The organism is Streptomyces sp. yr375 (assembly GCF_900110755.1).
Taxonomy (GTDB): domain Bacteria; phylum Actinomycetota; class Actinomycetes; order Streptomycetales; family Streptomycetaceae; genus Streptomyces.
On record NZ_FOFF01000038.1, the window covers coordinates 25,190 to 42,487 of the forward strand.

General features: G+C 72.8%; 9 protein-coding genes. 3 read left to right on the forward strand and 6 right to left on the reverse strand.

Annotation, left to right across the window (positions count from 1 at the left end):
* Positions 1 to 9: 9 nt before the first annotated feature.
* The 3 genes from BMZ82_RS28890 to BMZ82_RS28900 form a co-directional block, all read right to left on the reverse strand.
* Positions 10 to 3,636 carry an ATP-dependent DNA helicase gene (locus BMZ82_RS28890; protein WP_093780342.1) on the reverse strand — a complete coding sequence of 1,209 codons (3,627 nt, stop codon included), beginning with the start codon at positions 3,634 to 3,636 and terminating at the stop codon, positions 10 to 12.
* A 111-nt stretch (positions 3,637 to 3,747) separates the two neighbouring features.
* Entirely contained in the window at positions 3,748 to 7,230 is a 3,483-nt protein-coding gene (locus BMZ82_RS28895) for an ATP-dependent helicase (RefSeq protein WP_093780343.1), read from the reverse strand.
* Between the two features lie 162 nt (positions 7,231 to 7,392).
* A complete protein-coding gene (locus BMZ82_RS28900; protein ID WP_093780344.1) occupies positions 7,393 to 7,779 on the reverse strand; it encodes an MGMT family protein in 387 nt (128 codons plus the stop codon).
* 186 nt (positions 7,780 to 7,965) lie between these two features.
* Between BMZ82_RS28900 and BMZ82_RS28905 the strand changes: the two genes are divergently transcribed.
* From BMZ82_RS28905 to BMZ82_RS28915, 3 genes are all read left to right on the forward strand, one after another.
* On the forward strand, positions 7,966 to 10,773 hold the full coding sequence (locus BMZ82_RS28905) for a lysylphosphatidylglycerol synthase domain-containing protein (RefSeq protein WP_177244705.1): 2,808 nt from the start codon (positions 7,966 to 7,968) through the stop codon (positions 10,771 to 10,773).
* An 82-nt stretch (positions 10,774 to 10,855) separates the two neighbouring features.
* Positions 10,856 to 12,400: an alpha/beta hydrolase gene (locus tag BMZ82_RS28910; protein WP_093780346.1), complete on the forward strand. Its 1,545-nt coding sequence runs from the start codon at positions 10,856 to 10,858 to the stop codon at positions 12,398 to 12,400.
* Between the two features lie 185 nt (positions 12,401 to 12,585).
* Positions 12,586 to 14,172 (forward strand): alpha/beta hydrolase, encoded by a 1,587-nt coding sequence (locus BMZ82_RS28915; RefSeq protein WP_093780347.1) that lies wholly within the window; start codon positions 12,586 to 12,588, stop codon positions 14,170 to 14,172.
* Positions 14,173 to 14,279: 107 nt separating this feature from the next.
* Here BMZ82_RS28915 and moeZ read toward each other — a convergent pair whose 3' ends face one another.
* The 3 genes from moeZ to BMZ82_RS28930 all read right to left on the reverse strand — a co-directional run bounded on the left by moeZ (position 14,280) and on the right by BMZ82_RS28930 (position 17,230).
* Positions 14,280 to 15,458 (reverse strand): adenylyltransferase/sulfurtransferase MoeZ, encoded by a 1,179-nt coding sequence (gene moeZ, locus BMZ82_RS28920; RefSeq protein ID WP_093780348.1) that lies wholly within the window; start codon positions 15,456 to 15,458, stop codon positions 14,280 to 14,282.
* A gap of 63 nt (positions 15,459 to 15,521) precedes the next feature.
* Positions 15,522 to 16,280 carry a spherulation-specific family 4 protein gene (locus BMZ82_RS28925; protein WP_093780349.1) on the reverse strand — a complete coding sequence of 253 codons (759 nt, stop codon included), beginning with the start codon at positions 16,278 to 16,280 and terminating at the stop codon, positions 15,522 to 15,524.
* Positions 16,268 to 17,230 carry an NAD-dependent epimerase/dehydratase family protein gene (locus tag BMZ82_RS28930; protein ID WP_093780350.1) on the reverse strand — a complete coding sequence of 321 codons (963 nt, stop codon included), beginning with the start codon at positions 17,228 to 17,230 and terminating at the stop codon, positions 16,268 to 16,270. The genes BMZ82_RS28925 and BMZ82_RS28930 overlap by 13 nt, the downstream gene beginning before the upstream one ends.
* Between the last annotated feature and the right edge of the window lie 68 nt (positions 17,231 to 17,298).

The window sequence follows — 17,298 nt, forward strand, 5'->3', positions numbered from 1 at the left end:
GTCACGAGCCTATCGGCCCGCACCGACATCCTCGCCGGGCCCTTGCGCGGGGCTTGCCTGCCCGGCCGGTCCCCCGCGGTCGCCGTCGGTGCCGTCTTCCCCGGTCAACAGGCGCTCCAGCGCGGCACGATCGGGCAGACCCTCCGGTCGGACGACGTCGCCGGTGCGCACATACAGGAACGCCGCTGTGACGGATGCCACGGGCACACCCTGCTGCTCGGCCCAGGCGAGCCGGTACAGGGCGAGCTGGAGGGGGTCGGCGGTGCGGGCCCGGTGCGTCTTCCAGTCGACGATGTCGTACGTCGCGGAGTCTCCGTCGCCCTCCTTGTAGACGGCGTCGATACGGCCCCGTACGACGCGGCCGGCGAGGGCGAGCTGGAAGGGGGTCTCGACGCGGTAGGGCGTGCGGTGGGCGTACTCGGTGCGCTCGAAGGCCTCCTTGAGGTCCTCCAGGTCCTGTTCGTCGGCGATCTCGGCGTCGGCGCCGGGCAGTTCGTCCGGTTCCAGCAGGGGAAGCGTCAACTCCTCGAAGCGGGCCTCCACCCATGCGTGGAACCGGGTGCCACGGCGCGCGGCCGGTTGTGGGGGGCGTGGCATGGGGCGCGCGAGGTCCTGTGCGAGACCGTCCGGGTCGGCGGCCAGGCGCAGTACCTGCGAGGCGGTCAGGGTCGTCGGCAGGGGGACGTCCGTGACGCTCCGGCGGGCGCTCAGCAGCTCTCCGGCAAGCGCGTCGAGGTCGCGGTCCCAGGAGGCGACGGTGCGGGTCTCCTCGGGGGTGAGGGGGGTTGGGCGGGGGCGACCGGGGTGCGGGCGCGCGGTGGGGGGTTCCGGGGCCGTCGCCTGGTGCGGTACGGCGGGGCGGGCACCGGTCCACTCGTCCCAGTCACCGGGGTCCTCGTCGAACGGGTCGGCCTCGCCGTAGGGAGGCTGGTCCGCGCCGTGGGGCGGACTGTCCGCGTCGTAAGGCGGCTGGTCCTCGTCGTAGGGCGGCTCGCTCTCCCCGTACGGCAGCTGGTCCTCGGCGTAGGCGGGCTCGTCCTCGTGCGGTGGTGGGGGCCAGTCCGGGTCTTCGTAGGTGTCCGGGTCATGAGTGGCGGCGGGGTGGCCGTCCTCGGGTGAGGCGAGGTCCTCCAGGTGGGCGAGGACGGTCTCGGCGGCGGCGCGGCGGCGGGCCAGGGCGGTGTCGTCCAGGGGGAGCGGCCAGACCTGGTCGGCGGTCGCCCGGTGCAGGGTGGGGTTCTCCGCGTCCTCCTCCGGTTCGTCCGCCCAGGCCTCGATCTCGCCGTGGCCGGCCGCGCAGTGGTCGTGGAGGGCCTGGAGGAAGTCGGAGGGGCCGCGGCGCTTCTTCTGGGTGGGGCCCCACCAGTGGCCGGAGCCGAGGAGCAGGGAGCGGGGGCGGGTGAAGGTGACGTAGCCGAGGCGGAGTTCCTCGGTGTGCTGGTGGTCCTTCATGGCCTCGTGGAAGGCCTTCATGCCGCGTGCGTCCCAGGAGTCGAGGTCGGGGAGCGTGTCGGTGTCGCCGCGCAGTTCGTGCGGCAGCACCTTGGCCTGCGCGGTCCACTTCTCGCGGCCCTGTGCGCTGGGGAAGGTGCCGGTGACCAGGCCGGGTACGGCGACGACGTCCCACTCCAGGCCCTTGGACTTGTGGGCGGTGAGCACCTTGACGGTGTTCTCGCCGCCGGGGAGGGCGTTGTCGAGGCCCTTCTCGTACTGGGCGGCGGTGCGCAGGAAGCCGAGGAAGGCCAGCAGGCTCGCCTCGCTCTCGCCCGCGGCGAAGGAGGCGGCGACGTCGAGGAAGTTGGACAGGGTCTCGCGGCGGCGGGCGGCCAGGGCGTGCGGGGACGCCGACAGTTCGACCTCGAGGCCGGTGACGGCCAGGACGCGGTGCAGGACGTCCATCAGGGGGTCGGCCAGGGAGCGGCGCAGGTCGCGCAGTTCGGTGGCGAGCCGCGCGAACCGCACGCGCGCGTCCGGCGAGAAGGGCAGTCCGTCGCCGCCGTCGCCCCGCGTCCCGTCGCCGCCGTACAGCGGGGACTCCAGGAACGCGTCGAGGGCGTCCGCGAGCGATATCACCTCGGACGGGTCGACGCCCTCGACGGCCTCGGCGAGGCGGCGGTCCGGGTCGTCGTCGCCGTCCCCGCGCGCGTGGCTGACGAGCAGCCGTGCCCGGCGGCCCAGGAGGGCGAGGTCGCGCGGGCCGATGCGCCAGCGCGGGCCGGTGAGCAGCCGGACCAGGGAGGCGTTGGCGCCGGGGTCCTGGAGCACCTCGCAGACGGCGACGAGGTCGGCGACCTCGGGCAGGTGCAGCAGCCCGGACAGGCCCACGACCTCGACGGGGACGTCCCGGGCGACCAGCGCGCCCTGGATCTGCGCGAAGTCGGTGGCCGTGCGGCACAGGACGGCGATCTCACCGGGTGCCGTGCCGGTGCGCACGAGGTGGGCGACGGAGTCGGCGATCCAGTCCATCTCCTCGGCGTGGGTGGCCAGGAGGGCGCAGCGGACCACTCCGTCGCGTTCGGCGCCGGAGGCCGGGCGCAGGGCCTCCACGCCCGCGTGCATCGCGCGCAGGGGCTCGGCCATGCCGTTGGCGAGGTCCAGGAGGCGGCCGCCGCTGCGGCGGTTCTCGCTGAGCGACTGACGCCGTGCCCGGCCTCCGTCGGCCTGCGCGAAGTGGTCGGGGAAGTCGTCGAGGTTGGCGACCGAGGCGCCGCGCCAGCCGTAGATGGCCTGGCAGGGGTCGCCGACGGCGGTCACGGGGTGGCCGGTGCCGCCGCCGAACAGGCCGGCAAGGAGGATGCGCTGCGCGACGGAGGTGTCCTGGTACTCGTCGAGGAGGACGACGCGGAACTCGTCGCGCAGGATCGGGCCGACTTCGGGGACCTGGCCGAGCTGTGCCGCCATGGCGATCTGGTCACCGAAGTCGAGCAGGTCGCGCTCGCGCTTGGCGGTCCGGTAGCGCAGCACCAGGTCGGCCAGTTCGCGGCGGGCGGCGGCGGTCTCGGGCACCTTGCGCAGGTCGGCGTTGGTGAGTTTGGCGCCCTCCAGGGTGCGCAGCAGCCCGGCGTCCCACGCGCGCAGTTCCTCGGGCCCAACGAGGTGTTCGGCGAGTTCGGCGTCGAGCGCGAGGAGGTCGCTGATCAGGTCGGCGAAGGAGCGGGTGAGCGACGGGTACGGGCCGGGCGCTTCGCGCAGCACGCGCGCGGCGAGCTGGTAGCGGGTGGCGTCGGCGAGCAGGCGGGAGGTGGGCTCCAGGCCGATGCGCAGGCCGTGGTCGGTCAGGAGGCGGCCCGCGAAGGCGTGGTAGGTGGAGATCACCGGCTCGCCCGGCGGGTTGTCCGGGTCGATGACGTCGGGGTCGGTGACGCCTGCCTTGAGCAGTGCCTTGCGGACGCGCTCCGCGAGCTCTCCGGCGGCCTTGTTGGTGAAGGTCAGGCCGAGGACCTGTTCCGGGGCGACCTGCCCGGTGCCGACCAGCCACACCACGCGGGCGGCCATCACCGTCGTCTTGCCCGACCCGGCTCCGGCCACGATCACCTGCGGGGCGGGCGGCGCGGTGATGCAGGCCGTCTGCTCCGGGGTGAAGGGGATCCCGAGGAGCTCCTTGAGCTGCTCGGGATCGCTGATACGTGCGGGCATGCTGAGAGGCTAGCGGCGGGCACTGACAGTCGGTGCCCCACCGGCCCTCGCAGGGCCTCCCATGGCGTCAGGGGTGCGAGAAGCGCGGGTCGACGCCGTCGGTGCGGCAGGTCACTCGACGATGTGCCGTCCCTCGGGGCGTGCGCTGCACGAGGCACGGAAGGCGCAGTGGGTGCACTGCTGACCGGCGGTCGGGGTGAACCGCTCGTCGAGGACCTTGCCGGCCGCCGTGGCGAGCAGATCGCCGACCCACTCCCCCTCCAGCGGCTCCTGGGCCTGCACCTTGGGAAGGGCCTCTCCGCCGTCCTTCTTGGCGGCCCCCTGCCGGAGCTGGACGAGTTCGGCACCGCCCGGTGTGGGCCGTACGCCGTCGAAGGCCTCGTCGACGGCGCCCTCGCGGACGGCGAGCTGGTAGACGGCGAGCTGGGGGTGGCGCTCCATCTCGCGGGCGGTCGGCGCCTGCTTACCGGTCTTGAAGTCGACGACGTAGGCGCGGCCTTCGGCGTCGGCCTCCACGCGGTCCATCTGGCCGCGGATGCGCACCTCGTAGTCGCCCGCTTCGAGAGTGACGTCGAAGTCGTGCTCGCTGGCGACGGGGGTGCGGCCCGTGCGGTCCATCACGTGCCACTTCAGGAAGCGTTCGAGCGCGGCACGCGCGTGTGCCTTCTCCTGTGTGGACTTCCACGGGGCGTCGAAGGCGAGGGCGTTCCACACGGAGTCGAGGCGCTCCATGAGGACGTCGAGGTCGGCCGGGGTGTGCCCGGAGGCGACCTCGTCGGCGAGGACGTGCACCACGTTGCCGAAGCCCTGGGCGGCTGTGGCGGGAGCGTCGGCCTTCACCTCGCGGCCCAGGAACCACTGGAGCGCGCAGGTGTTGGCGAGCTGGTCGAGGGCGCTGCCGGAGAGCACGACGGGCTGGTCGCGGTCGCGCAGCGGGACCTTGCTCTCGGTCGGCTCGAACATGCCCCACCAGCGGTAGGGGTGGGCTGACGGCACCAGGGGTCTGCCGTCCTCGTCGGCGAGCGCGGCCAGCCGGGCCAGGCGGCGGGCGGCGGCCTCCCGGAGGGGGGCGGAGGCGCGCGGGTCGACCGTCGTGGCGCGCAGTTCGGCGACCAGCGCGGCGACCGACAGGGGGCGGCGGGGGCGGCCCGTGACGTCCTTGGGTGGGACGCCGAGTTCGGTCAGGAAGCGGGAGGGCTGGTCGCCGTCGTCGGCGGGCGCCTTGACGGCGGTGACGACGAGGCGCTCACGCGCGCGTGTGGCGGCGACGTAGAACAGGCGGCGTTCCTCGGCGAGCAGCGCGCCCGGGGTGAGCGGCTCGGCGAGTCCGTCGCGGCCGATGCGGTCGGCCTCCAGGAGGGAGCCCCGACGCCGCAGGTCCGGCCACAGGCCCTCCTGGACGCCGGCCACGACGACCAGGCTCCATTCCAGGCCCTTGGCGCGGTGGGCGGTCATCAGGCGTACGGCGTCGGGGCGCACGGCACGCCGGGTGAGGGTGTCGGCGGCGATGTCCTCGGCCTCGATCTCGGCCAGGAAGTTCAGCGCGCCCCGGCCGCCGGTGCGCTCCTCCGCGCGCGCGGCGGTGGCGAACAGCGCGCATACGGCGTCCAGGTCCCGGTCGGCGTTGCGGCCGGCCGCGCCGCCGCGCCGGGCCGCCCGCTCCAGGCGCGTGGGCCAGGGTGTGCCGTCCCAGAGGTCCCACAGCGCCTCCTCGGCGCTCCCGCCGCGCGCGAGGCGTTCACGGGCCGCCGCCAGCAGCGCGCCGAGGCGCTGGGCGCCACGCGCGTACGTCGGGTCGTGGGTGACCAGCCGCTCCGGCTCGGCGAGGGCGCGCGCGAGCAGTTCGTCGGAGGGCGGCGGCAGCGGGTTGCCCGCGGCGCGCTCCTCCTCGCGCAGGGCGCGTCCGAGGCGGCGCAGATCGGCGGCGTCCATGCCGGCGAGGGGCGAGGCGAGGAGGGTCAGGGCGGTCTCGGTGTCGAGCCAGCAGGCGTCCGCGCCCGCGCCCTGGACCATCCCGTCCTCGGTCGCCGCGTCCTCGGCTGCCCCGCCCTGGATGGCCTCCCCCTCTGTCGTCTCGCCCTGGATGGCCTCCCCCTCGGTCGCCTCGTCCTTTGCTGCCTCGCCCTGGGTGGTCTCGCCCGCCGCCGGTGGTGCGGGGGCCGCCGCGCGTGGTGCCGCGCTCTCCGCCGAGGGGGTGGACGTCTCTGCCGTCGCCACCGCCCGTAGGGCCGTCAGCAGGGGTGCCACGGCCGGTTCGTGGCGCAGGGGGAGGTCGTCGCCGTCGATGTCCAGGGGGACGCCCGCGGCGGTGAGGGCACGGCGGACGGTCGGGATCGTCCGGGAGCCGGCGCGCACCAGGACGGCCATGTCACCCCAGGGCACGCCGTCCTCCAGGTGTGCGCGGCGCAGGATGTCGGCGACGTTGTCCAGTTCGGTGCCGGCCGTCGGGTACGTGTAGACCTCGACGCCGCCTCCGTCGCGTGCGGCGGCCAGTTCGCGGTGGGCGCGGACCTTCTCGGCCGGCAGGCGGGTCAGGGGCATCCGCTGGGTCAGCAGCCGGGTGGCGGCCAGAAGGGTCGCGCCGGAGCGGCGGGCGGTGCGCAGGACCTCTACGGGGGCCGGGCGGCCGTCGGGGCGGGGGAAAGCCTGCGGGAAGTCCAGGATGCCGTTCACGTCGGCGCCCCGGAAGGTGTAGATCGACTGGTCGGGGTCGCCGAAGGCGACCAGGGTGCGGCCGCCGCTGGCCAGCGCGTGCAGCAGCCGCACCTGGGCCGGGTCGGTGTCCTGGTACTCGTCGACGAACACGGCGTCGTACTGCGCGGCGAGCCGCTCGGCGACCTCGGGGCGGTGGGCGAGCAGGACCGCGCGGTGGACGAGTTCCGCGTAGTCGATCACGCCGTGCAGGTCGAGCACGTCGAGGTACTCGGCGAGGAAGGCCGCCGCGGCGCGCCAGTCGGGACGGCCGATGCGGTGGGCGAAGGCGTCCAGGGACGTGGGGTCGAGACCCAGTTCGCGGCTGCGGGCGAGCACCGCGCGGACCTCGTCGGCGAAGCCGCGGGTGGTGAGACAGGCGCGCAGTTCGTCCGGCCAGCGCACGTGCGCGAGGCCGAGCCGTTGCAGGTCGAGCTGGCCGGCGAGCAGCTCGCGGACGGCCACGTCCTGCTCGGGGCCGGACAGCAGCCGTAGGGGGTCCACGAACAGGTCCGCGTCCTGGTGGGCGCGGATCAGGGCGTAGCAGTACGAGTGGAAGGTGGTCGCCTGGGGTGCGCGGGCCGCGCCCATGCGATGCGCCATCCGGTCCCGCAGCTCGACGGCCGCCTTGCGGCTGAACGTGAGGACCAGGACGCGCGCGGGGTCACCGCCCCGGGCGACCCGGGCCGCCACGGACTCGACGAGCGTGGTGGTTTTTCCGGTGCCCGGGCCTGCGAGGACGAGCAGCGGACCGGCACCGTGCTCAACCACGGAGCGCTGTGCGGCGTCCAGCCGAGGGGGATCCACGCGGGCCGGCGGGGTACGCACCAGTCGGTGAGCGCCACGGTTCCCCTGTCGCCCCTGGGGGTGCGACAGGTGCCTGGTGGAGGAAGAGGAGCTCACGTGGTTCGCCGGTCCTGGTGGGTGTGCTGGTCGGCCGGGGACCGCTGTTTCCGCCCCGTGCCCCTCGAACGTACGTCATGCCGCCGGCGTGCCCGCTTCCGCCGGTTTCCCCCGTACGGGTCAGCGGAGGCTCCCCTCAGGCACGTCCGATGGCGGAAGCTGTCATATGTGACCTTCCGCGTGTTCGCCGCCGTCCCAGCGCGCCCGCTTCATGTCGAGGCGCGGCACATGGCCCTCGGCGGCCCTGCTCGCCTGCTTCAGCGGTGTGCCCTCGGCGCGGTAGTGGTCGAGCGCCCGCAGTTCGTGTCCGGGGAGCAGCACGCCGTCCGCGCGCACGACACGCCACCACGGGACGGCTCCCCCGTAGAGGGCCATCACGCGCCCGACCTGCCGGGGGCCGCCCTCCTGGAGCCACTCGGCGACGTCCCCGTACGTCATGACCCGCCCGGGCGGGATCCGCTCCGCGACCTCGAGGACCCGCTCGGCGTACTCCGGAAGTGTGTCCGTGTACTCCGCGCGGGCGTCGTCCGGAAGGCTCTGCTCGCTCATCCGCCCCATAGTGCCGCACGCCACCGACAATGCGACGGGCCCGCGACCCTGTGTGACCCTCGCCCCCGAGCGGCGCTTCAGGCAGACTGTGCGCCCCCGCATTTGCACCCTGATGCCCCCGTGTGTCGGTGGGGCATGCCACCATCGTGCGGGCGGTGACCGGTGATACGAGACCAAGAAGAGGCGATGAAACAGCAGGGCGTGCGGCCTGAGAGCGCGGAGGACACCTCTGCCGCCGCGTCGCGCCCTGACGGCGTCGAAGAACCGGACCCACGCATAGAAGAAGCACGCGCAGCAGAAGCGCGCGTAGCCGAAGCACCCGTAGAGGCACGCGAAGCAGATGCCCCTGTAGAGGCACGCGGAGCAGGTCCTCGGGAAGCAGAGACACGGGACGAGGTGCACATCGACGAGGTCGAGGGCGACGAACCGCTGCTCCCCGCGCGCGTGCACCGCCCTTCCGACCTGATGCGGCTGTTGGTCGGCGTGCTCGCCGTCGTCTTGCTGCTGGCCATCGCCGCGTTCGCGCACGGAACGACCTCGGGGCTCGAACAGGACATCAACAAGGGCACCGGGCAGGCGCCCGATCTCCTCATCAAGATCGCCGGGCTGGCGTCGAGCATCGCGATCCTGCTGGTGCCGGTCGCGTTCGCCATCGAGCGGCTGATCAAGCGGGACGGGCTGCGCATCGCCGACGGTGTGCTCGCCGCCGTCCTCGCGCACGGGGTGACCCTCGCCACCGACCTGTGGGTCGCGAAGGCCGCGCCGGGCTCGATCCAGGAGGCGCTCACCCAGCCCTCCCCCGGGGACATCCACGCCCTGACCGACCCGGTGCACGGCTATCTCGCGCCCGTCATCGCGTACATGACGGCCGTCGGCATGTCCCGTCGGCCGCGCTGGCGCTCGGTCCTGTGGATCGTGCTGCTCCTGGACGCCTTCTCGATGCTCGTCACCGGCTACACGACACCGTTCTCGATCATCCTCACGGTCCTGATCGGCTGGACGGTGGCCTACGGGACGCTGTACGCGGTCGGCTCGCCGAACGTGCGTCCTACGGGGCGGACGCTGATGGCGGGCCTGCGGCACGTCGGTTTCCGCCCGGTGAGCGCGGCCCGCGAGGAGGGTCCTGACGCGGCGGAGAGCGACCGCGGCCGACGCTACTTCGTCACCCTGGAGGACGGTCCACCGCTGGACATCACGGTCGTCGACCGGGAACAGCAGGCCCAGGGGTTCTTCTACCGCGCGTGGCGCAATCTGACGCTGCGCGGCTTCGCCACCCGCAGCAGCCTGCAGTCGCTGCGCCAGGCCCTGGAGCAGGAGGCGCTGCTCGCCTACGCGGCCATCGCCGCCGGCGCCAACGCGCCCAAGCTGATCGCGACCTCCGAGCTCGGTCCCGACGCGGTGATACTCGTCTACGAGCACACCGGCGGCCGCACCCTCGACTCGCTGACGGACGAGGAGATCACCGACGGCCTGCTGCGCAACACGTGGCGCCAGGTACAGGCCCTGCAGTCGCGGCGCATCGCGCATCGTCGGCTCGCGGGTGACGCGATTCTGGTGGATCGTTCCGGCACGGTGATCCTCACCGATCTGCGCGGCGGCGAGATCGCCGCCGGCGACCTGCTGCTGCGCATGGACGTCGCCCAACTGGTGACCACGCTCGGCCTGCGGGTGGGCGCCGAGCGGGCGGTGGCCTCCGCGGTGGGCGTGCTCGGGCCGGACGCCGTCGCGGACTGTCTGCCGATGCTCCAGCCCATCGCGCTGACCCGCTCCACGCGCGCGACGCTGCGCCGACTGGCACGCGAGCGTGCGCAGCGGGAACGCGAGGCGGTCCTGGAGGCCTCCCGGCAAGCCAAGCAGGCGCGTCTGGAGGCGGCCGGGGACGACACCGAGACCGTCGTCCCGGAGAAGCCCGGCAAGAAGGCCGTCCGCGCGGAGGCGCGGGCCGAGAAGCGGGCCATCGACGAGGCGCTGGAGGAGGCCCGCGAGGAGGATCTGCTGACGCAGATCCGGCACCAGGTGCTGCTGATCCGGCCTCAGGCACCGGTGGAGCCGGCCCGGCTGGAGCGGGTGCGGCCGCGCACCCTGATGAGTTTCATCGCGGGTGCCTTCGGCGCGTACTTCCTGCTGACGCAGCTCACGCACATCGAGTTCGGTCCGCTCGTCGCCAACGCCGAGTGGGGCTGGGTCGCGGCGGCCGTGTTCTTCTCGGCGTTGAGCTATGTCGCGGCGGCGATGAGCCTGCTGGGGTTCGTGCCGGAGCGGGTGCCGTTCCCGCGGACCGTGGCCGCGCAGGTCGCCGGGTCCTTCGTGAAGATCGTGGCCCCGGCCGCGGTCGGCGGGGTCGCCCTCAACACGCGCTTCCTGCAGCGCGCCGGGGTGCGGCCCGGTCTCGCCGTGGCCAGTGTCGGCGCTTCGCAGTTGTTCGGGCTGGGCTGCCACATCCTGATGCTGCTGTCGTTCGGCTACCTCACCGGCACCGAGAAGACGCCGTCGCTGTCGCCGTCCCGCACGGTCATCGCGGGTCTGCTCACGGTGGCGGTGCTGGTGCTCGTGGTGACGTCGGTGCCGTTCCTGCGGAAATTCGTCGTCACGCGCGTGAGGTCGCTGTTCGCGGGTGTCGTGCCGCGCATGCTGGACGTGCTGCAGCGGCCGCAGAAGCTGGTCACCGGCATCGGCGGCATGCTTCTGCTCACCGCGTGCTTCGTGATGTGCCTGGACGCGTCGATCCGCGCGTTCGGCGACGAGTCGACCTCGCTGAGCATCGCCAGCGTCGCCGTCGTCTTCCTCGCCGGCAACGCGCTCGGCTCCGCCGCCCCGACGCCGGGCGGAGTCGGCGCCGTCGAGGCGACCCTGACGGTCGGTCTGATCGCGGTGGGCCTGCCCAAGGAGGTCGCCGCTCCCGCGGTGCTGCTCTTCCGCCTGCTGACGCTGTGGATCCCCGTACTGCCGGGCTGGCTGGCCTTCAACCAGCTCACCCGCAAGGGCGCCCTGTAGCCCTGCAGGAGGGCGCGGGTGCCCGTACCTCGTACGGACCGCGCCCCGCGCGCGTGCCCGCACGCGACCGCAGGATGGGGACATGCCGACTCCCGCCCGTCTGCGCGCCGCCGCCGTGACCACCGTCGCCGTGCTGCTGTCCTCTCTAGTGGCGGGCTGCGGCGACGGCTCACACGACGAGAGCCTGTCGGCGCAGAAGCTGAGCTGGAAGGACTGCCCGGCCCCCTCCCAGTCCGAGGGCGGCGGCAGCGCCCCGTCCCCGCTGCCGGACGGCGACCAGTGGCAGTGCGCGACGATGCGGGCGCCCCTCGGCTGGGACGACCCCAAGGGCGACACGATCGGCATCGCACTGATCCGGGCGCGGGCGAGCGGCGCCGCGAGCGGGCGGATCGGCTCGCTGGTCTTCAACTTCGGCGGCCCCGGCGGCTCGGGCGTCTCCACCCTGCCCGCGTTCGGCGACGAGTACGCGGCCCTGCGCACCCGCTACGACCTGGTGAGCTTCGACCCGCGCGGGGTCGGCCGCAGCGCCGGCGTGCGGTGCGAGACCGACCGGCAGCTCGACGCGTACTTCCAGCAGGACAACACGCCCGACGACGCCGCCGAGCGCACCACGCTGCTGGACAACACCAAGGACTTCAACGCGGCCTGCGAGAAGAACTCCGAGAAGACGCTGCCACATGTGCGGACCACCGACGCGGCCCGCGACATGGACCTGATGCGCCAAGTCCTGGGCGACGACAGGCTGTACTACTTCGGCATCTCCTACGGCACCGAACTGGGCGGCGTGTACGCCCACTTGTTCCCGAAGCACGTGGGGCGCGCGGTCTTCGACGCGGTGGTCGACCCGACGCAGACGTCCGAGCAGAGCTCGCTCGGGCAGGCCAGGGGTTTCCAACTCGCGCTCGACAACTTCGCCGAGGACTGCACGTCCAAGACGGCGGACTGCCCACTCGGGGACACTCCGCAGCAGGTGAAGGACCGGATCGCCAAGCTCCTGAAGGACCTGGACGCCAAGCCGCTGCCGGGCAGCTTCCCGCGCGAACTGACCCAGAGCGCCGCGACCAACGGCATCGCGCAGGCGCTGTACTCGAAGGACTTCTGGGAGTACCTCACCGAGGGCCTGGAGCAGGCCTACTCCGGGGACGGCAAGATTCTGATGCTGCTGTCCGACCTGATGAACGGCCGCACCGAGAACGGCGAGTACAGCAACATCACGGCCGCCAACATCGCCATCAACTGCGCCGACGACAAGCCGCGTTACTCCACGGCCTATGTGCAGAAGAAACTGCCGGAGTTCAGGACCGCCTCCAGTCTGTTCGGGGACTTCCTGGCCTGGAGCATGCTCAGTTGCACTGACTGGGCCGTGCCGGGCGCCGCCGACCATCCGGACGTGAGCGCGCCCGGATCGGCGCCGATCCTCGTCGTGGGCAACACCGGTGACCCGGCGACCCCGTACGAGGGGGCGCGGAAGATGGTGGACGCGCTGGGCAAGGGCGTCGGGGTCGAGCTGACGTACAAGGGGCAGGGGCATGGCGCGTACGGCAGCAAGAACAAGTGCGTGCAGGCGGCGGTGAACGGCTATCTGCTGACCGGCAAGCCGCCGGCCGCCGGGACCGTCTGCTCCTGACCTCCGCCACCCCCCACACCCGGCGATACCTCCGGAAATTCCCTGGCATCCGCCACGAATTTCCGAGAAACCCGCAGGTCAAAAGGTTATCCACAGGCTCGGACGGGTCGGCCGAGATCTGCCTAATATGGCCGGACAGCCCATCCGCCGCCGAGTGCGGAGGGCTTGCGAGGGGGGAAGTACACATGGCGCGATTCACACGGTGGACGGTGTTGGGGGCCGCTGCCGCACTGCTGGTGGCGGGGTGCAGCGGCGGTGTGTCGGACGGGGGCGCGGACGGCAAGGACGGCAAGGGTGGTAAGGGCGGTTCGGCCGATGCACGGCCCTCCGCCGGCTCCTCCGGGGCGACGGGCGCGGCGGCCGTCGCTCCGCCCGCCGCGCTGACCGGGCAGAAGCTCGGCTGGGGGCGCTGCAAGGCCACCGCGGACTCCGCGCCGCCGGGCGGCGACTGGCAGTGCGCGACGCTGAAGGTGCCGCTGGACTGGTCGAAGCCGGACGGCGACACCATCGGCCTCGCCCTGGTGCGCACCAAGTCGCGCGCGAGCGGAAGCGATCGGACCGGTTCGCTGCTGTTCAACTTCGGCGGTCCCGGCGGCTCGGGCGTCTCCGCGCTCCCCTCCTTCGGCTCCACGTTCTCCTCGCTCCGCGACCACTACGACCTGGTGAGCTGGGACCCACGCGGGGTCGGGGCCAGCGAGGGCGTCCGCTGCCGCGGCGACAAGGACATCCAGGCCGCCGAGTCCCTCGACGCCACCCCGGACACCCCGGCCGAGGAACAGGCCTACTTCCGGGACGCCACCGACTTCGGCAAGGGCTGCAAGAAGGCCGCGGGCGCGCTGCTGGCCCACGTGTCGACGACCGACACCGCCCGCGACATGGACCTGATGCGCCAGGTGCTCGGCGACCGGAAGATGCACTACTTCGGCATCTCCTACGGCACCGAACTGGGCGGCGTGTACGCCCACTTGTTCCCGAAGCACGTGGGGCGGCTGATCCTCGACGCGGTGGTCGACCCGAGCGCCGACTCGGTGGGCCACGCGCAGAACCAGGCACGCGGCTTCCAACGGGCGCTCGACGACTACCTCGAGTCGACGGGCCAGGACCCGCGGGAGGGCAGCAGGAAGATCGCGGACCTGCTGGACCGGATCGACGCCAAGCCGCTGTCCACGTCGGACGGGCGGAAGCTGACACAGACGCTCGCGGTCACCGGCATCGTCCTGCCGCTGTACAGCGAGTCGAGCTGGCCGAGCCTCACCAGCGCCCTGAAGTCGGCCGAGTCCGGGGACGGCTCCGAGCTGCTGACACTGGCCGACGGCTACAACGAGCGGGACACCTCGGGGCACTACGGCACGTCCGCCCACTCACAACGGGTCATATCGTGCTTGGACGACAAGCAGCGGCCGACCGCCGAGGAGACGCGGAAGCTGCTGCCGGAGTTCGAGAAGATCTCGCCCGTGTTCGGGGACTTCCTGGGCTGGGACACGGCCGGCTGGTGCCACGACTGGCCGGTGGCCGGGCAGTACGACACCCCGGAGGTGAGCGCGCCGGGCGCGGCGCCGATCCTGCTGGTCGGCAACACCGGGGACCCGGCGACACCGTACGAGGGCGCGCGGAAGATGGCCGACGAGCTGGGCAAGGGCGTCGGGGTGCTGCTCACCTGGAAGGGCGAGGGGCACGGGGCGTACGGGAGCGGGAGCACCTGCGTCGACTCGGCGGTGAACGCGTACCTGTTGAAGGGGACGGTGCCGAAGGACGGCACGGTCTGCTCATGACGACGGCGGGGGCTTCACGCACTCGTGGTACGCGAAGCCCCCGCCGGTCGGAGCGGGAGACCCGATGGGCGCAGCCGGAGACCCGGTGGGCGCGGCGGGCGGCCGGATCAGTAGATCGGCTTGCTCGGCTCGATCTGGTTGACCCAGCCGATCACGCCACCGCCGACGTGCACGGCGTCCGCGAAGCCGGCGGACTTCAGCACCGCGAGGACTTCCGCACTGCGGACACCCGTCTTGCAGTGCAAGACGATCTTCTTGTCCTGCGGCAGGCCCTGCAGCGCGGTGCCCAGGAGGAACTCGTTCTTCGGGATCAGCTTGGCGCCCGGGATGGAGACGATCTCGTACTCGTTCGGCTCGCGGACGTCGATGATCTCGATGTTCTCGCCGTCGTCGATCCACTCCTTGAGCTGCTTGGGAGTGATCGTCGAGCCGGCGGCCGCCGCCTGGGCCTCTTCCGAGACGACGCCGCAGAAGGCCTCGTAGTCGATGAGTTCGGTGACGGTCGGGTTCTCGCCGCAGACCGCGCAGTCAGGGTCCTTGCGGATCTTGACCTGGCGGTACTGCATCTCCAGGGCGTCGTAGATCATCAGGCGGCCGACGAGGGACTCGCCGGTGCCGGTGAGGACCTTGATGGCCTCGGTGACCTGGATGGAGCCGATGGACGCGCACAGCACGCCCAGCACGCCGCCCTCGGCGCAGGACGGGACCATGCCCGGCGGCGGGGGCTCCGGGTAGAGGCAGCGGTAGCAGGGGCCGTGCTCGGACCAGAACACGGAGGCCTGGCCGTCGAAGCGGTAGATCGAGCCCCATACGTACGGCTTGTTGAGCAGCACGCACGCGTCGTTGACCAGGTAGCGGGTCGCGAAGTTGTCCGTGCCGTCGACGATCAGGTCGTACTGGCTGAAGATGTCCATCACGTTCTCGGCCTCGAGCCGTTCCTCGTGAAGGATCACGTTCACGTACGGGTTGATGCCGAGGACGGAGTCACGAGCGGAGGCGGCCTTGGAGCGGCCGATGTCCGCCTGGCTGTGGATGATCTGGCGCTGCAGGTTCGACTCGTCGACCTCGTCGAACTCCACGATGCCCAGCGTGCCCACGCCCGCCGCGGCCAGGTACATCAGCGCCGGCGAGCCCAGGCCGCCGGCGCCCACACAGAGCACCTTGGCGTTCTTCAGCCGCTTCTGCCCGTCCATCCCCACGTCCGGGATGATCAGGTGGCGGGAGTACCGGCGAACCTCGTCTACGGTGAGCTCAGAGGCTGGCTCGACCAGGGGTGGCAGCGACACGGGGACTCCGTTGGTCGGTCAATCACTACGGTTGTTCCGGCTGTAACACTGCCACGCCCCCCTTCATTCCGAGACACCCGTTCCGATCCGCGAGACGATCTCGTCCCAGTAGCCGGGCATGGTCTCCCAGGGGTCGGCCAGGCCGGCGCGGTCGACGCCGTCGGTGAACCAGATCGTCGCGGCGCCCTGCCAGCGGGCGATGCGCAGCGCCTCGTCGAGGTGGCCGCGCGGCACGCCGTGCACGAAGTGGCAGAAGCGCTCGGGCGGGTGGTCCGCCGTCCATTCGGCCACCTGCGACCAGCGGTAGTCGCTCCAGGGGCCGGAGAAGGTGACCAACTGGTCGGCGTGCTCGGCGTATCCGGGGTACGGGTGGGTGCCGTGGCCGAGGACGATGTGGGGCGCGTCCCGCAGGGTGCGGAGCGCGCCGATCGTGCGGCGCAGTCCGGGGAGCGCGGTCGGCTCGGCCGGGCAGCGGTCCAGGAGGAAGCCGTCGACCCGGTACCAGTCGAGGTACCGCTGCGCGTCGGACACGATCTCGGCGAAGGCGCGAGCTCCGTAGCGGATGTCGAGGTTCCCGAGGACCCGGACGCCCGCGTTGCGCAGCCGGCCCACGGATTCCAGGCAGCGCGGGTCGGGGCGGACGCCGGGGCCGTCGGCGACGTCGAGGACGACCCAGTGCAGGTGCCCGGCGGAGCGGGTGAGTTCGTCCCACTCGGCCGGCGCGAGGAGGGGGTGTGCGATACCGGGGACGCCGAGGCCGGTGCGGACGTCGGTGGTGCCGGCGCTCGCGGTGCCCGCCGGGGTTCCGGTCAGATGCGACATGCCGCCTCCATCCAGATGTCGGCGAGGGACTCCTCGAGGTTGATCCGGGGCCGCCAGCCGAGCCGGTCGCGGGCGGTGCGCACATCGGCCTGCTGCCAACTGCCGCACCCGTCCGGATACGGGTACGCGACGGGCCCTCCGTGGTCAGGCTCGGGGCGGGGGTGGCCGATGCCGGGCCTGAGGTGGCCGCCGGGCGGGCCGTCGAGTTCGTGGAGGGCGCCGCCGTATCCGGCCACGCGGGCGAGGATCCCGGCGGCGTCCCGCAGCCGGACGGCGCGGCCCGAGCCGATGTTGATGACGCCCTGCGCGGCGGACAGCGAGGCGGCGTGCACGGCGCGGGCCACGTCGCGGACGTCGATGAAGTCGCGCTGCACGCCGAGCCCGCCGAGCTTGAGCTCGCCGTCGCCGGACTGCATGGCGCGGCGCATCGCCTCGGCGAGGCGGCCCAGCGGGGAGCCGGCGGGCGTGCCGGGTCCGGCGGGCGAGAAGATCCGCAGCACGACGGCGTCCAGGCCGGAGCCGAGGACGAGTTCGGTGGCGGCGAGTTTGCTGACGCCGTACGGGCCGCCGGGGCGGGGCACGGCATCCTCGGCCGTGGAGGAGCCGGGCTGGCTCGGGCCGTACTCGGCGCCGCAGCCGAGCTGCACCAGTCGGGCGCCGCAGCCGCTGCGGCGCAGGGCCTCGCAGACGGTGGCGACGGCGACGGTGTTGTGCCGGGTGAGTTCGCGGGCGCCGCCGCGGGTGGTGCCCGCGCAGTTGACGACGACCTGGGGGTGGACCGCGTCGAGGAAGCGGGTGAGTGCGCCGGGGCTGCCGGACGCGAGGTCGAAGCGGACGTCGGCGTCGTCGCCGCGGCCGAGCACGGTGAGCTGGACGGCCGGGTCGGCGAGCAGACGGTCGGCGACGAAACGGCCGAGGTAGCCGTTGGCTCCGATCAGCAGAACCCTCATCGTGCGGCCCCCTGGGTGTGCGTGGCGGCGGTCGCCGGGGCCGCGTGGGCTCCGGTCGCCCGGTGTGC

Coding starts and splice junctions, on each gene's coding strand:
- BMZ82_RS28890 (WP_093780342.1), bottom strand. CDS start 3,636: ATGCCCGCACGTATCAGCGATCCCGAGCAGCTCAAGGAGCTCCTCGGG.
- BMZ82_RS28900 (WP_093780344.1), bottom strand. CDS start 7,779: ATGAGCGAGCAGAGCCTTCCGGACGACGCCCGCGCGGAGTACACGGAC.
- BMZ82_RS28905 (WP_177244705.1), top strand. CDS start 7,966: ATGAAACAGCAGGGCGTGCGGCCTGAGAGCGCGGAGGACACCTCTGCC.
- BMZ82_RS28910 (WP_093780346.1), top strand. CDS start 10,856: ATGCCGACTCCCGCCCGTCTGCGCGCCGCCGCCGTGACCACCGTCGCC.
- BMZ82_RS28915 (WP_093780347.1), top strand. CDS start 12,586: ATGGCGCGATTCACACGGTGGACGGTGTTGGGGGCCGCTGCCGCACTG.
- BMZ82_RS28925 (WP_093780349.1), bottom strand. CDS start 16,280: ATGTCGCATCTGACCGGAACCCCGGCGGGCACCGCGAGCGCCGGCACC.
- BMZ82_RS28930 (WP_093780350.1), bottom strand. CDS start 17,230: ATGAGGGTTCTGCTGATCGGAGCCAACGGCTACCTCGGCCGTTTCGTC.